The sequence below is a fragment of the Arundinibacter roseus genome, assembly GCF_004348825.1.
Classification (GTDB): Bacteria; Bacteroidota; Bacteroidia; order Cytophagales; family Spirosomataceae; genus Arundinibacter; species Arundinibacter roseus.
Genome location: NZ_SMJU01000013.1, coordinates 115,856 through 133,067, shown reverse-complemented (window position 1 = coordinate 133,067; position 17,212 = coordinate 115,856). Strand labels below are relative to the sequence as shown.

General features: G+C 46.8%; 15 protein-coding genes. 2 read left to right on the top strand and 13 right to left on the bottom strand.

The window, feature by feature from the left end:
* Positions 1 to 135: 135 nt before the first annotated feature.
* The 3 genes from EZE20_RS19095 to EZE20_RS19085 all read right to left on the bottom strand — a co-directional run bounded on the left by EZE20_RS19095 (position 136) and on the right by EZE20_RS19085 (position 3,220).
* Entirely contained in the window at positions 136 to 1,206 is a 1,071-nt protein-coding gene (locus tag EZE20_RS19095; protein ID WP_132120675.1) for a PDDEXK nuclease domain-containing protein, read from the bottom strand.
* Between the two features lie 12 nt (positions 1,207 to 1,218).
* Positions 1,219 to 1,344 (bottom strand): type I restriction-modification system subunit M N-terminal domain-containing protein, encoded by a 126-nt coding sequence (locus EZE20_RS24440; protein ID WP_228713889.1) that lies wholly within the window; start codon positions 1,342 to 1,344, stop codon positions 1,219 to 1,221.
* Positions 1,345 to 1,546: 202 nt separating this feature from the next.
* Positions 1,547 to 3,220, bottom strand: a complete 1,674-nt coding sequence (locus EZE20_RS19085) for a glutamine--tRNA ligase/YqeY domain fusion protein (RefSeq protein WP_132120673.1) — start codon at positions 3,218 to 3,220, stop codon at positions 1,547 to 1,549.
* 251 nt (positions 3,221 to 3,471) lie between these two features.
* On the opposite strand from EZE20_RS19085, the gene truA reads away from it, so the two are divergent.
* Together truA and EZE20_RS19075 are read left to right on the top strand one after the other, a co-directional pair.
* Positions 3,472 to 4,224 (top strand): tRNA pseudouridine(38-40) synthase TruA, encoded by a 753-nt coding sequence (truA, locus tag EZE20_RS19080; RefSeq protein ID WP_132120671.1) that lies wholly within the window; start codon positions 3,472 to 3,474, stop codon positions 4,222 to 4,224.
* A gap of 61 nt (positions 4,225 to 4,285) precedes the next feature.
* A complete protein-coding gene (locus EZE20_RS19075; RefSeq protein WP_132120669.1) occupies positions 4,286 to 4,885 on the top strand; it encodes a nucleotidyltransferase family protein in 600 nt (199 codons plus the stop codon).
* A 104-nt stretch (positions 4,886 to 4,989) separates the two neighbouring features.
* Here the strand turns inward: EZE20_RS19075 and EZE20_RS19070 are convergent, their stop codons facing one another.
* From EZE20_RS19070 to EZE20_RS19025, 10 genes are all read right to left on the bottom strand, one after another.
* Positions 4,990 to 5,634, bottom strand: coding sequence for an NAD(P)-dependent oxidoreductase (locus tag EZE20_RS19070; RefSeq protein WP_132120667.1), 645 nt, complete (start codon positions 5,632 to 5,634; stop codon positions 4,990 to 4,992).
* A 249-nt stretch (positions 5,635 to 5,883) separates the two neighbouring features.
* The gene (locus EZE20_RS19065; RefSeq protein ID WP_132120665.1) at positions 5,884 to 7,482 is read right to left on the bottom strand and encodes an aldehyde dehydrogenase (NADP(+)); all 1,599 of its coding nucleotides are present in this window, start codon (positions 7,480 to 7,482) and stop codon (positions 5,884 to 5,886) included.
* Positions 7,483 to 7,625: 143 nt separating this feature from the next.
* The gene (locus EZE20_RS19060; RefSeq protein WP_132120663.1) at positions 7,626 to 8,588 is read right to left on the bottom strand and encodes an AAA family ATPase; all 963 of its coding nucleotides are present in this window, start codon (positions 8,586 to 8,588) and stop codon (positions 7,626 to 7,628) included.
* 51 nt (positions 8,589 to 8,639) lie between these two features.
* On the bottom strand, positions 8,640 to 10,010 hold the full coding sequence (locus tag EZE20_RS19055; protein ID WP_132120661.1) for a peptidylprolyl isomerase: 1,371 nt from the start codon (positions 10,008 to 10,010) through the stop codon (positions 8,640 to 8,642).
* Positions 10,011 to 10,043: 33 nt separating this feature from the next.
* Positions 10,044 to 12,404: a peptidylprolyl isomerase gene (locus EZE20_RS19050; protein WP_132120659.1), complete on the bottom strand. Its 2,361-nt coding sequence runs from the start codon at positions 12,402 to 12,404 to the stop codon at positions 10,044 to 10,046.
* A gap of 62 nt (positions 12,405 to 12,466) precedes the next feature.
* Complete coding sequence (locus EZE20_RS19045; RefSeq protein ID WP_132120657.1) at positions 12,467 to 13,147, bottom strand: hypothetical protein; 681 nt, start codon at positions 13,145 to 13,147, stop codon at positions 12,467 to 12,469.
* Positions 13,148 to 13,157: 10 nt separating this feature from the next.
* Positions 13,158 to 14,216, bottom strand: coding sequence for an agmatine deiminase family protein (locus EZE20_RS19040; protein WP_132120747.1), 1,059 nt, complete (start codon positions 14,214 to 14,216; stop codon positions 13,158 to 13,160).
* Between the two features lie 54 nt (positions 14,217 to 14,270).
* Complete coding sequence (locus EZE20_RS19035) at positions 14,271 to 15,176, bottom strand: carbon-nitrogen hydrolase (protein WP_132120655.1); 906 nt, start codon at positions 15,174 to 15,176, stop codon at positions 14,271 to 14,273.
* A 111-nt stretch (positions 15,177 to 15,287) separates the two neighbouring features.
* Positions 15,288 to 16,274, bottom strand: a complete 987-nt coding sequence (locus EZE20_RS19030) for a glycosyltransferase family 9 protein (RefSeq protein ID WP_132120653.1) — start codon at positions 16,272 to 16,274, stop codon at positions 15,288 to 15,290.
* Complete coding sequence (locus tag EZE20_RS19025) at positions 16,258 to 17,184, bottom strand: lysophospholipid acyltransferase family protein (protein WP_132120651.1); 927 nt, start codon at positions 17,182 to 17,184, stop codon at positions 16,258 to 16,260. The genes EZE20_RS19030 and EZE20_RS19025 overlap by 17 nt, the downstream gene beginning before the upstream one ends.
* Positions 17,185 to 17,212: the final 28 nt, after the last annotated feature.

Sequence of the window (17,212 nt, the reverse complement as noted above, 5' to 3'; positions counted from 1 at the left end):
AAGTTGCACTTCAAATGTGAATCTAAGATTTTCATCATCCGTGCAAAAATAACCTTTTCTCAAAATCTGAAACGACTCGCCCGGTTGCGCTTTCCGCAGGGCAGGTTTTGCCTGAGATGTAGTGAGGGTAAGTGGCTAACCAATGGCATGTTGCAATTTAAAATTAAGTTTTTCTTTCTCTATTTCGGCTTTTAGTTCTTCGGGAGAAGGGAGATAGAGTTTGTATTTGGATGCAAAAAGTTGCTCGTTGCCTTTGAGAATAGAGTACCGGGCTATGTCCTGATCGGTTTCTGAGCACAGGATAATGCCGAGGGTGGGGTTGTCGTTATCGGCTTTTATTTCTTCGTCGTACATCCGCACGTACATGTCCATTTGTCCTACATCCTGATGGCTTATTCGCTCGGTTTTAAGGTCTAGTAACACAAAACATTTAAGGATAAAATTGTAAAAAACGAGGTCAATAAAATAGTCTCGGGTGGTAGTTTTGATGATTTGCTGCCGCGCTACAAAGGCGTAGCCCTTGCCCAATTCCAGCAAAAAATCCTGTATGTTATCAATAATTGCTTTTTCGAGTTCGGCTTCGGTATAGCCTTTATTGGGCGAGATATTTAAAAACTCCAACACGGCAGGGCTTTTCAGAAATTCATTTTTATCCAGCGTAAACTCGTTGGTTTTTTCCTGCATTTCGTCTATCACAGGCTGTTTGGCGTGCGACAGGAACAATCGTTCGTAGTACTGAGTGGCAATGTTTCGGTCCAGGGTACGTACCGACCAATTGTTTTCGGCGGTCTCTTTGAGGTAATATGCTCTTGCTTCGGAGTTGCCTACTCTCAATAGTTGCCTAATGTGCGTCCAGCTCAATTTTGTAAACAAGTATTTTTCCGTTGGGTTTTCAGATTCGGCACTCGGTGAGTGCCGAATGTTAGCGTGTGGAAAAGTGAGGTAAAATTGCCTGATTTCTCTGAGGGCTCTTTCCGAAAAACCTTTGCCAAACGTTTGGGTCAGTTCTGTTGAAAGATTTTTAATCAAAAAACTGCCATATTCAGCCCTTTCGTTGCCGTTTTGTTCTTCCTCCACAATGCGCTTACCAATGAGCCAATAAGCCTGCACCATTGCAGTATTTACGGCAGAATAAACCTGCTGTTTGGCGGCTGTGAGTATGGCTTTAATGTCGGCTATGTAGGGGTGATTGTTATCTGTCTGCATTAGCTAGTGCGTTTATAGGTGACCAATTATTTCGTTTTCTGTTTCCCATTCGTAATTATCGGAAAGTCGTTTGAAAAAGAGTAGCGAAAGTATGTAGGCTTTGTAATTTTCTACTTTGTCCCAAAGAATGTCAGCCATTCCAAAACTTGTACTTCTAAAAATGCTTGTTTTATTATCATAAGTACTAATCGTAAACCTTTTTACTGTATTAGTTCTCTCGCCATCATGGACCGTTTGGCCTAATTCAGAAAGCCAAAGCTAACATCTTTCCCAAGAAAAATCCCTGCTTCAAAACTCATTCGTGAGCGTTAAAGCAGGGATTTTTAGAAAATACAAAAATCTATTTTCCAGATTTCGCCCAATTGTCACGCAGCGTAACGGTGCGGTTAAAAATCAGCTTTTCTGTGGTACTTTCTTCATCCGTGCAGAAGTAGCCTTTTCTCAAAAACTGAAACGACTCGCCCGGTTGCGCTTCCCGCAGGGCAGGTTCAGCGTAGCCTGTAATGACCGTGAGCGATTCGGGATTTAGATATTCCTTAAAATCGCCCGATTCGGACGAAGGATCTTCGACCTTAAACAAACGATCATACAAACGGATTTCTACCGGAACAGCTTCCGCCGCCGATACCCAATGCAGGGTGCCTTTTACGTTTATTCCCGATTCATCCTGACCGCTTTTGCTGTTCTCAATGTACGTACAGCGAATTTCCTGAATGGTATCGTCGCTGTTTTTGATAACCTCTTCACACTTAATGATGTACGCACTTTTCAGGCGCACCATCTGACCGGGCGCCAAACGGAAATATTTTTTAGGAGGATTTTCCATAAAATCTTCCTGTTCAATGTATAATTCTCTCGTAAACGGCATTTCCCGATTCCCGGTTTCAGGTGCTTCGGGGTTGTTTTCGCTGGGGCAAGGCTCTACTTTTCCTTCCGGAAAATTGGTAATTACGACTTTTATGGGGTCAAGCACCACCATGCGGCGGAGGGCTTTTTTGTTGAGATCTTCCCGAATACAGAATTCCAGCAAACTCATGTCAATGAGATTGTCGCGTTTGGCGATGCCGATGCGGTCGCAAAAATTGCGGATGGATTCGGGCGTATAGCCCCGCCGGCGCAGCCCCGAAATCGTAGGCATGCGGGGGTCGTTCCAGCCGCTGACGTGTTTTTCGTTGACCAATTGCAGCAATTTGCGCTTGCTCATGACGGTATACGTCAGATTCAGCCGGGCAAATTCGTACTGTTTGGAAGGAAAAATGCTGAGGTTTTCAATAAACCATTCGTACAGCGGACGGTGCGGGATAAATTCGAGCGTACAAATCGAGTGCGTTATTTTCTCAATTGCGTCCGATTGTCCGTGCGCGAAGTCGTACATCGGATAAATGCACCACGTATCGCCCGTGCGGTGATGACGGGCATATTTGATGCGGTACATCAGAGGGTCGCGCAGGTGCATGTTGGGGGCGGCCATGTCAATTTTGGCACGCAGCACCCGGCTACCTTCGGCACATTTTCCCTGCCGCATTTCTTCAAAAAGTGCCAGGTTCTCCTCCACCGACCGCGAGCGATATGGGCTATCCGTACCGGGCTCGGTAGGCGTGCCCTTCATTGCCGCAATTTCCTCCGCCGAAGAGTCGTCTACATAAGCCAAACCCTTTTTAATGAGTTCAACGGCAAACTGATAGAGTTGACCAAAGTAATCGGAGGCATACAGTTCCTGCACCCAATTGAAACCGAGCCACTGCACATCGTACTTGATGGAGTCTACATATTCTACATCTTCGGTCGCAGGGTTGGTGTCGTCAAAGCGCAGGTTGGTGGCGCCGCCGTATTTTTGGGCCATGCCAAAATTCAGGCAAATAGATTTGGCGTGCCCAATATGCAGATACCCGTTGGGCTCGGGCGGAAAACGCGTCAGCACACGACCGTCGTTTTTCCCGGTTTTTAGGTCTTCCTCAACAATTTCTTCGATGAAATGGAGGGACTTTTCGTCTTTTTTTTCGTCGGTATTCATACTTTGCGGTCTCAAATTTTATTCATTTTACCAGGCTTTCCTCAGCATAATGAACCGAAAGTCTGAGCAAAATGTACGGTTGTGTTTTTACAACAAGAGTTCAAAGTTAAGGTTCTTCCGGCAACGATAAAAAGAAAATAACATAGCCTTGAAATGTGTGAAATTGTTACAAAAAAGTACTGGTAAAATGATAAATTTTGTAATTCCTGATTTGCTGCTGAGGATTATTCATCAGGCCTTATCTTTGCATCATGCGTTATTTTATTCAGTTAAGTTATAAAGGAACTCACTTTGTTGGCTGGCAAAAACAAGTATCGGGAAGGTCCGTACAGCAAACTCTGGAAGAAGCAATGACTACCGTATGGCGGCAACCCATTGATATTGTGGGAAGTAGTCGAACGGATACCGGTGTACATGCCGAACATCAGGTTGCTCATTTTGATGCGGATATGGAACTTTCAGACCCTGAAAAAATGGTTCATCGGCTCAACAGCCTGCTGCCTGTCGACCTGGCAGTGCAGGCCATATTTCCTGTTTCGGAGCAAATCCACGCACGTTTTGAAGCTACGCATCGGCGGTACGAGTACCGGATCATTCGTCGAAAGAGCCCTTTTCTATCTAATTTAGCCTATGTTTTTCGACCGGAATTGAATCTGGAAGAAATGAATCGGGCAGCCGATTTGCTGCGGCAATACAACGATTTTGAAAGTTTTTCCAAGGTTCATACCGACGTCAAAACGTTTCTCTGTACCATTGAACGTGCCGATTGGCACTGGAATGGACCGACGCTGATATTTACTGTTCAGGCCAACCGATTTTTGCGCGGTATGGTACGTGCGCTCGTAGGCACGCTCCTTGATGTGGGAACCGGGAAAATTTCGGTAGCTGATTTTGAACAAATAATTTTGGCAAAAGATCGGAAAAAGGCCGGCAGACAGGCACCTGCCCACGGACTTTTTTTGGTAGAGGTCGGCTATCCTGAGGCGCTTTGGCCTGTGGAGTAGTTGGAATAATGGATTTAAGTTATTGAAAATAAGTAATTTATAAAAATTTACTTTATAAAAAATGGCCTTAGGAATTGTGATTTTGGCGGCGGGAGAATCAAGCCGCATGGGAAAGCCCAAGCAAATTTTGCCTCTCGAATCGGGGAAAAGTCTGCTGCAACATACGGTCGAAACGGCCCTTGCCACCTCACTTCGGCCGGTGGTTGTGGTGGTAGGAGCCAATAAGGCAGAGGTGGTACCCGAGCTGAAAAACTTACCAATTACGATTGTGGATAATGCTTTTTGGAAAGAGGGCATGTCTACTTCTGTCAGAATCGGTTTGGCAGGGCTCTACATGACGGAATCCAACCTGAGTGGCGCGCTGATTTTGGTGTGCGACCAACCCTATATAACGGCTGGATTGTTGACACAAATGGTGGCGGTATGGGAAGAAACGGGCAAAAAGGCCGTGGCCTGCCGCTACAAAGAACAGTGGGGAGTGCCCGTCCTCGTTGGCCGCGAGCTGCTGCCCGAACTCCTCGCCCTCAGCGGCGATCAGGGAGCAAAGCCTGTCCTCAAAAAATACCTGGACGATGTTGCGTTCGTAAACTTTGACGAAGGAATTATCGATCTCGATACGCCGGAAGAATACCAAACGTATCAGGGGAAGGTGGAGGAATAGGGGAAGAGATTATCGTTTTTGTTTATACATTGCAGATACCACTATCTTAGCAAAACTGCCTCATAAAAACCGTGAGCCCAAAGCAGACTCACGGTTGACAGTCTTTAAACGTTTGCAATAAAAGGTGATTTCTCAAAATATGTATCACTGAAAAGTTGCTCTATCAGGAAATTTGACAAGGAAGTGGCGCTTATCGTGTCGCCCGGACAATCCTCTAAGCTAACTTGTACAGGGCCGCTAACATCCGTTTGCTCAATTAACGGAAGCCTGACCAACGTCCAATCGACAGTACTCTTAGTCAAAATCTCAAATTCATGCTGCTTGTTAGTGGTCGAAATCGGGTAATGCTGCTTCATCCACTCGGTGGCGAACTGCGTTTTTGAACTTTTATTGTCTTGTGGTGCGTCTACATTTAAACCTGTTATCACAAGGTACCGATTGATCGCATGCTCCTTCATTGCCCGAAGGACGTGAGTTGTGGACAGACTAAAAATCGTTGGCTCACTTGCCGGAACGCCAAGTCCTAAGGCACTGATCACCGCCTGACAGTCTTCCAATAATTCGTAAACAGCTTCATAATTCGCTACGCTTCCATAGACAACTTGAATCTGAGGACTGTGGTTTTGAAAAGTATCAGGATTTCTAAGGAGAAGTTTGAGCTCGAAACCTTGCGTAAGTAGTTGGTTGACAAGGTATTTACCTGATTTGCCGGTGCCGCCAATGACAGCTATTTTGATAGTTTGCTTCATTTTGTTCTTTATAAAATTTGAAAATAAACGTACGTTCAGAATCTGCCTTAAAAAGGCAGCCTGAGCTGACAAAAGCCAAATGACTTTTGTGCTGATGAAGGTCAATATTTTATAAAGAGATTTTGATACTGTAAACATACGGAACAAACGCTTCGCAGGCAAGAAGCGGAACGCCTGATAGTGAGTAAGGAAATAAAATAGGTTTTCCTGGCTCAAAAGCGCAAAATTCAGCAATATAGTTCCTCCCATTTACCCATCAATTGCCTCCAAACTCTCCTGACCGTTTACCAAACGCCGAATGCCCAGCGGGTTTTCATTTTTCAGAACGTCAGGAAGCAAAGCATTGGGCCAGCCCTGAAAAGACTGAGGCCGTACAAAACGCAGAATCGAATGCCTCCCAACAGACGTAAACCGGGAATCAGTGGTGGCAGGAAACGGCCCGCCGTGATGCATGGATGGGCACACTTCTACCCCGGTAGGCACGCCATTCATTACTATTCGCCCGGCGCGTTGAGCCAGAATCCGGAGAATGGACGGATACCTTGCGACCTCCGTTTCGGTGGCCATGAGCGTAGCTGTTAGTTGACCTTTCAGAAGCAAAAGGGCGGTTTCCAGCTCGTGAATGGAGGCACACACGACCAATAGCGAATAGGGGCCGAATACCTCCTCGTGCAAGGCCGGATTGGCCATAAACGCCTTTCCGCTTACCCGCGCCACCGTGGCCTGCGATTGGTTTTGCTCCTCGCTTTTGATTTCAGAAAGAGCCAGGATTTCTACTGCATTTTGGGCAAGTGCTTCTTTTTTTAATTGATAAAAAGTATTGCAAATTCCTTCGGTAAGCATCGTTGTTGAGGCTACGTTGCTGATTTCTCTGCTATACAAAGTTATAAAATCCTCTAATTCAGGAGATTCAACCACAAATACCAAACCGGGGTTGGTGCAAAACTGCCCGGCCCCCAGCGTAACCGAAGCCGCCAGCATTTGGGCCAGGGAATTGGTATCGGCTGACAACGATTCGGGCAAAATCACTACTGGGTTTACACTGCCCATTTCGGCAAAAACCGGAATGGGTTCGCTGCGTTCCATTGCCATTTTGTATAGGGCCATGCCGCCTTTTTGAGAGCCCGTGAACCCTACGGCTTTGGTTGCAGGATGCTTCACAAGAGCCGAGCCTACGATGTAGCCGTCATCAAAAAGCATCGAGAATACACCGTCGGGCATCCCGGTTTTTTCAGCTGCTTTTTGGATGGCCTGAGCCGTCAGGTCGCTCACGCCCGGATGAGCCGGGTGGGCCTTTACCACCACAGGATTTCCGGCGGCCAGCGCGGGGGCTGTATCTACGCCAGCAACCGAATAGGCAAAGGGAAAGTTACTGGAACCAAAAACTACAATCGGACCAATGGGTACGAGCATTTTACGAATGTCGGGTTTAGGCAATGGACTACGGTTCGGCTCGGCGGTATCAATCGACGCTTCTACCCAGGAGCCTTCGCGCAAAAGGTCCGCAAATTGAGTTAATTGCATGATGGTCCGCGCGCGTTCGCCCTGCAACCGAGGCAATGGTAAGCCAGTTTCAAGATGGGCCCGTTGCAGAAGTTCATCGCCCAATACCATGATTTCCCTGGTAATAGCCATCAGAAAATCAGCCCGCTGCGCAGGAGAAGTTGTTGCGAAAGTATCAAATGCCTGAGTCCCTTTTTGCATGGCGGCGTCCACTTCCTGAGGCGTAGCTGCATAAAATTTTTCGGGTAGATGCGTAGCCTGTGCCGGAACGTACGCCTGAAACGTATGCGATTCTGTGGCAGCAGAGCGGCTGAAACCTATGAAGTTTTTGCCGGTGATTGTCATGGATTGTTAAGATTTAGTGGAAATATAGAGGTAAAACAATTGAGCCTAGAACACATCTTGGCCAAAAAAGAAAAGATTTGCACCGATACTCAACATGAGCAGGTGCAAATCTTTTTAAAGAATTTTTTATATCAAAAAGAAACCTAAACTAACCGTCCAATCAGGTCATCGACGGTAATTCCTTCGGCTTCTGCTTTAAAATTTCGGACGATCCGATGCCGCAATACGGGCAGAGAAACGGCTTTAACATCTTCAATATCAGGCGAATACTTTCCTGCAAGCAGGGCGTTGCACTTGGCTGCCAAAATCAGCGCCTGTGAAGCACGTGGTCCTGCGCCCCATTCGAGATAATCGTTGGATTCTTTGGCGGCAAGTGCCGTGTTAGGGCGAGTTTTCTGAACCAGCTTTACGGCATATTCAATCACATTGTCAGTTACGGGCACGCGGCGAACCAAATGCTGAAACTCCTGAATTTCGGCTCCGCTAATGACTTCGGCTACCTTGTGACGAATGTCGGACGTTGTACTTTTTACAATATTTACTTCTTCGGCATAGGATGGATAATCCAGCGAAATCATGAACATGAAGCGGTCGAGCTGCGCTTCGGGCAGGGGATAAGTACCTTCCTGCTCAATGGGGTTTTGGGTAGCCAACACAAAAAACGGCCGCGAAAGATCGTGCTTTTGCCCGGCTACTGTTACCGAATACTCCTGCATAGCTTCCAAAAGCGCCGATTGGGTTTTGGGTGGAGTCCGGTTAATCTCGTCGGCCAGAATAATATTGGCAAAAATGGGTCCACGAATAAATTTAAAATTTCGCTGTTGATCCAATGTTTCCGAACCCACAATATCCGAAGGCATGAGGTCAGGGGTAAATTGGATACGGTTGAAGCTCAAATCCATCGACGAGGCAATCGTCTGAATCAAAAGAGTTTTGGCCAGTCCCGGCACACCTACCAACAGGCAATGCCCCTGACAAAATATAGCTGTTAACAATAGTTTTACTACTTCTTCCTGTCCCACAATGACCTGCCCGATTTCGGTGCGGAGTTTTTGGTAGGCCTCATTCATCGCCTTGGCGGCTTCTACGTCCGATTGGTATTTCACGATAGTTTGTTAAGGTTGGATTTAGAATAAAAATACGGTTTACGGCCTGATTTACTGATTCCCATTGGGAGTTAAGCCAAAGATTTGGTAATTTTTAAATTCATCATCTACACTAATGAAAACATCACCGGCAGCTTTTTTGAACCACTCTTCCAGCGCACTATTTTTCTTATTGGAAAGCACAATTTGTGCCAGCTTCTCAAAATCGTCCTGCAAATTTGCCGTATGTGGCTCCGAGCGGCTTTTGTACCACAAAATTCGCATGGCACTGCGGCCGTCTTCGGTACGGTAGGAAATTGGCACACTGATGTCGCCCACTTTCATACTATCCAAAGCAAAATACAACGCAGGATCCATGGAAGCATCCAAAGAAAGCCTTGAAATGCCGGTTTGCGGATCACTGATAAGTCCTCCGGCATCTGATGTCATTTTATCTTCGGAGTTAGCTTTGGCCGCTTCGGCAAACGTCAGCGTGTCTACCTTAATCAAAATACGCAGGCTATCAAGGTGGCGGATAGCCTCGGTTACGTCGGTTCCCCGGTTGTAGTCAGGCCGTAGTAATACGTGGCGGGCATGGTACTCCTGACCTCTCGTTTCGAGAAGTTGGATCAGGTGAAAACCATACTGACTTTCTACAATGTTGGAGATTTCATTGGGTTTCAGGGCCAAAGCGGCGCCTTCAAATTCTGGCACCATAGCGCCACGTTTGGCAAATCCCAGGTCTCCTCCATTTTTAGCAGAGCCCAGGTCTTCTGAGTATATCTGTGCCAGCATGGCAAAATCTTCGCCACCTTCGGCTCTTTTTTTGATGTCCAGCAACTGATCCCGCAGTTTGTCGCGCTGTTCTTTGGTTACGGTGGCCATGCGGACAATGTGCCCTACTTCTACCTCCGAGGGGATGTACGGCAAGCTGTCTTTGGGTATTGAGTTAAAAAACTTCCGAACTTCATTGGGTGTGATTTTTACGTCACCCGCAATTTTCTGCTGCATCGTTTCTACAATCGCCTGATCTTTCACTTGCTGACGGAGCTCGGTTTTTAGTGCGTCGATGCTTTTTCCGTAGGCTTCCACCAGGTTTTTTTCAGAGCCAAAGCGTTGAATCATGTAGCTCATGCGGCCATCGAGCTGATTGTCCACGTCTTTTTCTTCTACCGTGACGGAGTCAATTTCGGCTTTTGCCAAAAGCATTTTATTGATAATCAGCGATTCGAGCAATTGACCACGCTCAGGGGCGCGTTGGCCTTCGGCAGTATAGCTCTGATACAATTCTTCGAGTTCAGAGCGTAAAATGTAATAATTATCAACGCGGGCAATGATTTTATCCACGCTGATTCCCTGTTGGCCTTGCCCAAAACTACTCAGAGAAAGTATACCCAAAGCAAGGCTAAGCATCAGGCGGAAATAAGAAAGATTAATTTTCATACATTGGTTTGTTACTATCGTTGCAAAATACGGTTATCTAATGAGTTTTTCTAGTTCTTCCTGATTCACTTTTACCGGAAACTGACTTTTAAGGGATTCGATCCACTGTTTTTCCAAAATTTTCTGGTAGGCATTAATAACTGTCCCCCGTGCTTCACTGAAAGTTTTGGGTCGGGGGGGGGCAATTTTTAAAATTTCAATGCCCAGGGCGCGGCCATTTTCCTGCACCATTTCCTGTACACCTTCTTCCCACAGCGCGTCTTTCATCAGCGGATGGTCTTTGGCAAAAAAACCTTCGATTAGTTTCAGCGTATTGGGCTGTTTACTGTTAAAGGATTTTTCAATATCTTTTTTATTTCTACTAAAAAACAGAAAACTCACCCGGCGGTTACGGGCGGGTTCTTCCACAGGCTTAAAAGAACCATTGTCTTTTTCCATAATTCTGCCAATAGAAATCCCCTGCTGATTGAGGTAACGCACCACGTGGTTAATCCGTGCAGCAGACACCGTATCGGCTTCTCCCGCAGTTCGGTAGCCGTTTATTTCTACCACAAAATCTGCATTCTTTTTCAATGTTGCCGCCAGAATGTATAACGTATTAACCTGCTGCTCATTGGGTTTGGTTTGCGATTCTTCGTACAAAAGTTCTTCCCCTTTTAGTTGCAGTGGGTAAGGTTCTTTTTCCAGTAAATGAAACGCTTCGTGCAGAGTGGTGGTATCTTTTGCATCCAGCACCAGGGCACGCGCACGCTCGGGATACGAATATTGCGCTAAATTTTGCTCATAAATCCGGCGCTGTCCCAGCGAATCATTCAGCGAACGCTGATACACCTCCTGTTCCATGAGTTGGGAAAGCAGGACCGATTCCCGCATGTCGGTCAGCAGATTTTTGAAGTCAGGATACTTATTTTCAAGATTGGCTTTTTCATAGGCAAGGAGTCTTTTCCCAAGAAAATCGTTGTAATGCCGCTTCATAACAGTTTGATAAGCGGCACCTGCCGGTAGTGGTGTTTGGTATTTTTGAACATGTTCAAGAAAAGCGACACTCGTAGAGGCTTCTTTTTCGATCGTAAACAACACGGGGTTTTCAACAATCGCAGGTTTATCCGCCGGGATTTTCCAGGTACCCATAAGTAACGAGCTATCGGCCAATTCAGCCACTTTGCTCCACGCATCGGAATTTTCCTGAATCGTATATTGCTGCTTTAACTGATTAATAAATGCCTGCTGAATACGCTTTCCCCGGGTGTCCGTAGTTACTTTTTGCTGCAGGTACGGCTGCATAATTGTGTACGCTTCGAGCGGACGTTTTTCAACCAAACGCAGAATATGCCACCCGTAAGTTGAACGTACGGGTTTGGAAATAGCGCCCGGTTCTGTCAGCGCAAAGGCCGCTTCTTCCAGGGAGGGCATGAGCTCGCCGGTACCAAATGGAGGAAGTAAACCGGCTTTGGTTCTTGACTGAAAATCATCGGAATAGATCTGCACCATTTTGTCCCAACTTTCGCCCGCCAGCAATCTGGAATAGGCATCCTGAATGCGTTGCTCCGCTGATGCGTTAGTAGTAGTAGCTGAGGTATTTTTCTGTTCCCGGATCAAAATATGCTGCACCCGAAGTTTGCCACGGCCGGGTCGCCGGGCATGTACCTTGATGAGATGGTAGCCAAAAGACGAACGAACCGGCTCCGAAATCTGTCCAATGGGTGTATTGTAAGCAGCTGTTTCAAAAGGATAAACCATTTGAAATGCAGTAAAAAAGCCCAAATCGCCCCGATTGGTTCGGGCACTGGAATCTGCCGAAAACTTTCGGGCCATTTCTCCAAAATCCTCTCCTTCCAAAAGTCTCCCCCGCATCGCCACTGCTGCACGATAGGCCGCCAATGTATCGTCAGGGGAAGCATCTTCGGGTACAGCCGTCAAAATGTGCGAGGCATGAACCTCTACTTCCAGACGTTTGTAGGCTTCATTTGCCAGCTCATCAATCAGCTCTTTATCAGTTAAATAAGGAGTTGCCAGCTGATCGCGGTAGGAAGCAATTTCTTCCAGAAAGTCGCTTGTGGTATCGCGCCCGGCCTGCCGGGCAGCCGCCAATTTCAGGCGGTTGGTGGTATATACCTCAAAAAAAGCTCCGACACTCACTGCTTTGGCCGAATCCTGCGAAAAGCGATTCCGGGTAAAGGCATCAAAGAAATCGTCGGGACTGTATGTATTCTCGCCAATTTGCAGCAAAACTGGTTCCTGAGCCGTGGGAGGGGCTATTTGAGGAGGTGTGACTGTCTTGCATGACACCAATCCAAAGGCTAACAACACACAAAGGGCTGTCCAGCGATAGGTAAGTTTGTGGGGACGTACGTTGATATTCTGATAGCTAATTTTGTTGTGTATAGTAAACATTCCGGCGTTTCAAATAGTGTACATTCATTCAAAGTTACGGGCTTTCGGCACAGATTAAAAACTCAGCGCCTGCTTTTGCCCTTTACCTGAATTGATTGGCTTTGGAGATCATACCGTAATTCATACCGGTACGAACTGGCGAACGAAGAATTTTCAAACACAACCGGTACCGGGCGAAGCGGTGTTTGTTGCGCATCAACGTAGGTTAGCACGGTTTGGTGTTCGCCCAAAACATCGTCGTCGTCGAGCCGATCGGCGAGCTGAAAGCCAATTCCAAGCGCGGATAAACTGATGGAAATATATTTCAACGGTGTAAGGGCAACGTCGGCTAGCTCGGCCAAACCAACCGGAAATTTCAGGTAGTCGTTATACGTACGCAGTTTGGTTAGTGTTTGTTGTGCTTTGGCGTAATTATCTACTTCAATAAGTACGAGAGAAGCCACAATTTTGCCATTCAGCGGCATTTGCAGCTGAATTTTCGGAAAAGCTGTTTCCGGGAAAACCTGTCCTTTTTTCGCTTCTACAATTCCCCAGCTACCTTGTGCCATGGCTACGGCCTGCCCTTTTTGATCATAGGAAGTAAGCGTGTAAGCCATCAGCAATTCGTCCTGCCGGGTCAGCGTTTCTTCGAGGTCAACTGCTTTCAGCGTTTTTACCTGCATGCTGGTCACGGTTTGTCGGGCAGGTTGACAAGCCGAAAACGCCAGTACCCAAAGAAGTGGGTAAAAATTTATTTTCTTCACAAAAAAAAGGTTAAACAGAGGGTTCCTGTTGGCTCAGGCAATGAAAACTACCTTGTCCCCAGATAATTTCGGTTGCCGGCAGCGGGATTACTTTTTTATCGGCAAATACATTTTCAAGAATATCAATGGCCAGTTGATCATTGGGATTATTAAACACAGGAACAATCACCCCGGCATTGCAAATCAGGAAGTTAGCATACGAGCCCGGCGTCCGAAAATCATCAATCATAACGGCTTTTGGCATGGGTAGTTCGATAACATTTAATTGTTTTTGATTCGGCAGCCGCATTTTTTTAAGAAGGTCAAGATTGGTTTGTAACACGGCATGATTTGCGTCATTCGGGTCACTTTCTACGCAGGCAACGACGGTATCTTCCTTGACAAAACGGGTGGTGTCGTCAATGTGCCCGTCAGTATCGTCGCCTACGATTCCATCTTCCACCCACAGCACCTGCTCAATCCCGTAATAATTGGCAAGGTATTCTTCCAGTTGCGCCTGATTCAGATGCGGATTGCGATTGGGGTTCAGCAGGCAGGAGCGGCTTGTGAGCACAGTTCCTTGTCCGTTAAATTCTACCGAACCACCTTCCATGATGATACCCGGCTGAATCGTAAGCAGTTGCAGATGTTCCGCAATGGCAATCGGCGTGCGGTTGTCGTCGTCGTAAGGCGGATATTTCCCTCCCCAGGCATTATGTCCCCAATCGAGTACGAGCCGCTGCCGGGTGTCGGGATTAATCAAAAACGCCGGACCGTGGTCGCGGCACCAGGCGTCGTTCGTGGGTTTTATGACAAATTCAATCTGATTTAAATCTACACCCGTTTCATCCAGCCATTCTTCAATTTGCGCTTTCAGTTGCTGGTTATGAGCTACAATCCCCACTTTTTCTCCCCGACTGATTTCTTTAATAAAGGCCAGGTATTGTGGACGCATGCGGGCCAGTTTGTCGCCTTGCCAGGAGGCCTCATTATGTGGAAACGTAAGCCAGGTAGCTCGGTGCGGGTGCCATTCGGCTGGAAATTTAAACCCAAGTTGTTTGGGTGTAAGCGTATCTAAATGCGTGGGAATTGCCAAGGTAAAAGTTCGTTTTGGTTAAAATGAATCATCGGCGATGAGGTCCGATCAGTCTATGAATCGTTTCGTGATGGGGTGGTAGGAGTCTACACGGCGGTCCCGAAAATACGGCCAGGTCGTGCGGTAATGGTCGATTTGTGCCAGATCAATTTCCTGTGTATGAACAACTTCCTCCCGATGTGGTGCCAGATAGAGTAGCCGTCCGTGGGGATTTGCTACAAACGATCCGCCCCAAAACTCTTGATTGGCTTCGCGGCCTACGCGGTTGACGGCCACCACAAATACGCCATTGGCCACAGCATGACCACGCTGAATGGTTTGCCAGGCGCCATATTGTTCATCGTTGGTGATGGGGTTTGTTTCTTCGGTATCCCAGCCAATTGCGGTAGGATAAAAAAGAATTTCGGCACCCATCAGGCTTGTGATGCGAGCAGCCTCGGGATACCATTGATCCCAGCAGATGAGCACGCCAATTTTTGCAAATTTGGTTTCAAAAACCCGATACCCATCTCCGTCTGCCGTTTCAGTCTGCGTAGGATTGGAAGCATCGCCGGGCGTAAAATAGAATTTTTCGTAGTAGCCCGGATCGTCCGGAATGTGCATTTTGCGGTACTTGCCCAGGTAGCTGCCGTCGGCGTCGAGCACGGCGGTGGTGTTGTGGTAGAGTCCGTGGGTTCGTTTTTCAAAAAGAGACGCAATAATCACCACACCAAGCTCAGCCGCCACCGCACCAAGTATTTCGGTTGTAGGTCCGGGAATGGCTTCGGCCAAACTAAAATTGGCGTGATCCTCTACATCGCAGAAATAGAGCGATTTAAACAACTCCTGCAAACACACGATTTGAGCGCCTTGTTGGGCAGCTATGCGTATGTTGGCGATGGCTTTTTCAAGGTTTTTTTCTATATCCGACGTGCAGGACATTTGCACCAGGCCAATCGAAACGTTTCGGTTCATAGTATGTATGTCAATTCTCTGTACAGTACAAATGACTGTTTGTCAGGAATTTGGGTTAAAAAAAGAAGTTTTAAAAAAAATGGAAACAAGATCCTCCAAACTAGTAAAACCTCATTTCTGCGTTCTTAGTTCTTTAATTTCCAGCGGGAAACTCAGCTCATTCATGCATTTAAAATGACCTTTGGGGCACTTTGAGTAACCGATTTTGGAGCAGGGACGGCACGAAAGATTGTTATTTTCAAGCACCACGTGTGGCGTTTTGTACGGATACATGCCAAAGAGCGGCGTCGTATTTCCCCAGATTGAATAAATTTTCTTCTGAAAAGCTGCCGCAATGTGCATCAGACCCGTATCGTGCGAAAATACCAGTTCAGACTGTTTGATCAACGATGCGGATTGATTGAGGTTGCATTTTCCGCAGGCATTAAAAATCAGGGCATCGCCCAGTGCCAGCCTGACCTGCTCACCGGCGTCAAAATCTTCTTTTCCTCCCAACAAAATGGTAGGAAAATTGATCCGCTGACAAAGTTCAATCATGCGATCTACGGGTAGTTTTTTGGTAGTATGCTGTCCCCCGATAGCATAGGCCACAAAGCGGTTACGGTGTGTAAGCGGTATCCACGCCCGCTCGACTATATCCCGATAAGGAATAAAATAGTCCAGACCTTTATTGTCGTTCAAAACCTCCAAAGGAGCTACCGTTGCCATGTAGCGGTCTACAATATGTACCATAGGCATAAGGTTTATTTTGAACCGGGTTAGCAACCATTTTTGGCTATTGAGTTTTGGGAAACTATACGAGCGCGTGCCCAAAGCGGCCTTAATCAGCAGCGTACGCAGGTTGCGGTGAAGATCTATGACATAGTCAAACTGTTCTTTCCGTAGGTCTTTTATCAGCGGTTTCAGGCTTTTGTTCAGCATCCACACCCTGTCCACGTATGGGTTTTCTTCCAGTAGACCTTTGTATTGTATTTTGGTACAGTAGTGAATCTCCGCATCGGGATACTTTATTTTCAAACACCGGATCACCGGTGTGGTCAGGACAATGTCGCCAATTGAGGAGAATCGCAGAATTAGAAATTTAGTGGGTTTGGGCACGGCGAGGCGTTTTTTCTAAGAGTTGAAAGGAGTCAAGTTTGGCGGGTTTGGCATGCTTCCAGCGCTTGTGACTCCACAGCCAATTGGCCGGTTGTTTACGAATATCCGCTTCAAGAAGGCGAGCCTGTTGTTCCAGAATTCCGTTGAGCGGCACTTCGGACGGGTTTTCCGTAATAGTTTTGAGCTGCACGCGGTAGTGTCCCCGGCGTTGCTCGTTACGTTCGATGCAGGCATACACCACGGGGCTGTTGAACGTGCGGGCGATTTGCTCCACTCCCCGGAACATACCCGTGTCCTGATTTAGAAAAGTTGTCCAGTAGGCTTTTTGCGGATTGGGCGATTGATCGTTTACCAAAAAAAACAAAAACGGTTTTTCACCCGGCACCGGACTGCGCGTGTAGGCCTCTTTCATCGGAATCATCTCGGAGCCAAAGCGGGTACGGATGTCGTAGAGGTATTTTTCAAACACAGGGTTTGTCAACGGATGATAGACCGCAACCACCTGATGCAAAAAATGGGAAGAAGCAAAAAGATTGGCCATTTCCCAGTTTCCCAGGTGACCCAGCACGACAACGGGATTTTGTTTTCTTGCGTAAAATTCGTTGAGCAAAGTAGCATCAATTTCAAAACGAGCTCCTACTTCTTCGCGGCTCATGCTCCGTAATTTGATAGATTCCACCATAATATCGGTAATATTTTGATGAAATGCGCGTTCAATCTGAGCTCGTTCAGCGTCGGTTTTGTCAGGGAAACTGCGTTTTAGATTTTCGGTAATAACTTTTTTTCGATACTTGAAAAGATCAAAAATGATCCATCTCATACCGTCGGAAATTCGGTAAATCTTTTTCCAGGAAAGCCTTGATATGCCGTTTAGCAGGAAAATCAGCAAGCGAACGGGGATATTTCTCATGACTGTAATTTTTGCAAAAATACGGGAA

Excerpts from the sequence above, each read along its gene's own strand:
- EZE20_RS19095 (WP_132120675.1), bottom strand. The coding sequence starts at position 1,206 with ATGCAGACAGATAACAATCACCCCTACATAGCCGACATTAAAGCCATA.
- EZE20_RS24440 (WP_228713889.1), bottom strand. The coding sequence starts at position 1,344 with ATGGCTGACATTCTTTGGGACAAAGTAGAAAATTACAAAGCCTACATA.
- EZE20_RS19085 (WP_132120673.1), bottom strand. The coding sequence starts at position 3,220 with ATGAATACCGACGAAAAAAAAGACGAAAAGTCCCTCCATTTCATCGAA.
- truA (WP_132120671.1), top strand. The coding sequence starts at position 3,472 with ATGCGTTATTTTATTCAGTTAAGTTATAAAGGAACTCACTTTGTTGGC.
- EZE20_RS19075 (WP_132120669.1), top strand. The coding sequence starts at position 4,286 with ATGGCCTTAGGAATTGTGATTTTGGCGGCGGGAGAATCAAGCCGCATG.
- EZE20_RS19070 (WP_132120667.1), bottom strand. The coding sequence starts at position 5,634 with ATGAAGCAAACTATCAAAATAGCTGTCATTGGCGGCACCGGCAAATCA.
- EZE20_RS19065 (WP_132120665.1), bottom strand. The coding sequence starts at position 7,482 with ATGACAATCACCGGCAAAAACTTCATAGGTTTCAGCCGCTCTGCTGCC.
- EZE20_RS19055 (WP_132120661.1), bottom strand. The coding sequence starts at position 10,010 with ATGAAAATTAATCTTTCTTATTTCCGCCTGATGCTTAGCCTTGCTTTG.
- EZE20_RS19050 (WP_132120659.1), bottom strand. The coding sequence starts at position 12,404 with ATGTTTACTATACACAACAAAATTAGCTATCAGAATATCAACGTACGT.
- EZE20_RS19035 (WP_132120655.1), bottom strand. The coding sequence starts at position 15,176 with ATGAACCGAAACGTTTCGATTGGCCTGGTGCAAATGTCCTGCACGTCG.
- EZE20_RS19025 (WP_132120651.1), bottom strand. The coding sequence starts at position 17,184 with ATGAGAAATATCCCCGTTCGCTTGCTGATTTTCCTGCTAAACGGCATA.